Annotated in this window: 3 protein-coding genes and 1 pseudogene; all 4 read right to left on the bottom strand. The window is 67.0% G+C overall.

Annotated elements, in window-relative coordinates:
• A pseudogene (locus QH283_RS03505) lies at positions 1-295 on the bottom strand (mammalian cell entry protein); the annotation flags it as partial.
• Positions 292-1,119 carry an MlaE family ABC transporter permease gene (locus QH283_RS03500; RefSeq protein ID WP_086845817.1) on the bottom strand — a complete coding sequence of 276 codons (828 nt, stop codon included), beginning with the start codon at positions 1,117-1,119 and terminating at the stop codon, positions 292-294. The gene QH283_RS03500 and the pseudogene QH283_RS03505, both read right to left, overlap by 4 nt.
• A complete protein-coding gene (locus tag QH283_RS03495; RefSeq protein ID WP_051026910.1) occupies positions 1,116-1,925 on the bottom strand; it encodes an MlaE family ABC transporter permease in 810 nt (269 codons plus the stop codon). Before QH283_RS03495 ends, QH283_RS03500 begins: the two co-directional genes overlap by 4 nt.
• Before the next feature lie 75 nt (positions 1,926-2,000).
• Positions 2,001-2,375 (bottom strand): aldehyde dehydrogenase family protein (locus QH283_RS03490; protein ID WP_280501576.1); only part of this gene is annotated, 375 nt, incomplete at its 5' end.

Raw genomic sequence — 2,375 nt, 5'->3', positions numbered from 1 at the left:
CCAGTGCGACGTGCGCGGTGCCCGAATCGACCGCGGCGACGTCGGTGACCTCGCCGACGGCGGCGCCGCGCACCAGTACCTTCGAGCCGGGCTCGACGCCGGGACCCAGCGCCGGCAGCACGAGCTGCAGCCGGATCCCTTGTGGCGCGGTCAGCTGGGTGTATGCCCAAGCACCGGCCGTCACCACGAGGAGCACGGCAACCGCGGCCGCACCCCCGCAGATTGCCAGCACGCGCAGCTGGCGATCGCGGTCACCGCGAATGAAATCTTGATTGATGTGTCTGGCCATACTCATCCCCTGAATGGAAGTTCCGGGTTCAGGCCCCAGATCGCTACGGTCATGAGGAAGTTCAAGACGACGATCGCGACCAGGCTGGCGCGGATCGCGCGGCCGGAAGCGACGCCGACGCCGGCGGGGCCGCCGGAGGCGAAATAGCCGTAATAGCAGTGGATCATGGTGACCACGGCGCAGAAGACCAGTGCCTTGCCCACCGAGGCGGCCAGATCGCCGATGTTCACGAACTGGGCGAAGTAGTGGTCGTAGGTGCCCGACGGCTGCCCGTAGGCGTATTTGATGATGAGCCCGCCGGTGATGAAGCTGACCACCATGGCCATCAGATAGCCGGGCAGCACCACCAGCATGCCGCCCACCAGCCGCGTGCCGACCACGAACGGAACCGCCTGCAACCCCATGCTTTCGGTGGCGTCGATCTCCTCCGAGATCCGCATCGCGCCGATCTCGGCGGTCATCCGGCAGCCGGCCTGGGCGGCGAAACCGATGCCGGTGATGATCGGTGCGATCACCCGGATATTGCCGAACGAGCCGATGATGCCGGTGAGCGCACCGAAACCGAGCAGATCGAACGCCATGAACGCCTGGATCGCGACCACCGCGCCGACCGCGACACCGAGGAAGAACATCAGGCTGAGCACCCCGCCGTCGACGATGAGCGAGCCGCTGCCCCAAGCCATGTCATTCATGGTCTTGAGCGTCTGCTTGGAGTAGTGCCGCACCGTCTTGGGCAGGCTGACCAGGGTTTTCCAGGTGAACGCGACGATCTGTCCGAGTTCGAGCAGCGCGCCCGACGCGGAGTTCACGACAACCCGCTGCACGCTCATGCCAGCCTCGCCGGGAAGAACATGTTCTGCAGCTGGCTGACAGCCAGATTAGTCATGAAGATGCAGAACACGCTGAGCACCACCGAGGCGTTCACAGCGTTGGCAACTCCCTTCGGACCGCCGGAGGCCTCCAGACCGCGCAGGCTGGCGATGGTCACCACGATGATCGCGAACAACAGCGCCTTGAGTACCGAGAACACCAGGTCGAGCGGGGTGGCGAAGGCGCCGAAGGACTGCCAGAAGCTGGCGGGCACCACGCCGTTCACATTGGTCGAGATGATCAGGCCCGCCGCGACCCCTGCGGCGATGATCAGGATGCACAGCGCGGGCGCGATCGCCACCATCGCGATGAAGCGCGGAACCACCAGCCGCTGAACGGGATTCACGCCCATGACGCGCATGGCATCGATTTCCTCGCGGATGGCGCGAGCGCTGAGGTCGGAGGCGATGGTGGAGGCGGCGGCACCGCTCATCAGCAATCCGGCCGCCATCGGCGCCCCCTGGCTCACCACGCCGAGGCCGCTGGCCGCGCCCGCCAGCGAGTTGGCGCCCACCTGATCCATGACGCCGCCGACCTGCACCGAGACCTCGGCGCCGATCGGCACCGCCATCAGCAGCGCCGGCAGCGCCGTGACCTTGAACAACTTCCACATCTGCTCGATCACCTCCCCGACCGGCAGTCGTCGGCCGATGGTGTCGGAGATCGAGAACCGGGCGACATCGGCGGCGAGCCGCGCCGATCTGCCCAGGGTCGCGAGAGCGCGTAGCACGCGGTCCGCGAGCGAACCGCCGACGCGCTGCGCCAGCCCTCCGGATACGGAAATACTCACTGCACACCTCCTGTGGGCAGATCGGGAGCGAACGGTACAGAGCGGGAGCGGTCAGCCCATCAGCCGGCGCAGCACCTTCTGCATCGTGGAGCCGTACGGCGGATACGCGACGGCCGGATCGGGCCGGGCAGGCTTGCGCAGCACCGCCTTGTGGTGACTGAAGGTGTCGAAGCCGTGCTTGCCGTGATAGCTGCCGAGACCGGAGTCGCCGACGCCGCCGAACGGCAGCTCCGGCACCAGCAGGTGGTAGAGCAGATGGTTGACCACGACCGCGCCCGAGGAGGTCTGCTCCAGCACGGTCCGCTCCGTGTCACGCGAGGAGGTGAACAGGTAGAGCGCGAGCGGCTTGGGCCGCTGGTTCACGAAGTCGATCGCCTCGCGCAGGCTGCCGACCGACAGCAGCGGCAGGATGGGGCCGAAGATCTC

This window comes from Nocardia farcinica, assembly GCF_029867845.1.
Classification (GTDB): Bacteria; Actinomycetota; Actinomycetes; order Mycobacteriales; family Mycobacteriaceae; genus Nocardia; species Nocardia farcinica_A.
Note: the sequence above shows the minus strand (reverse complement) of the source record. Positions and strands in the feature narration are given on the sequence as shown.

Coding starts and splice junctions, on each gene's coding strand:
- QH283_RS03500 (WP_086845817.1), bottom strand. CDS start 1,119: ATGAGCGTGCAGCGGGTTGTCGTGAACTCCGCGTCGGGCGCGCTGCTC.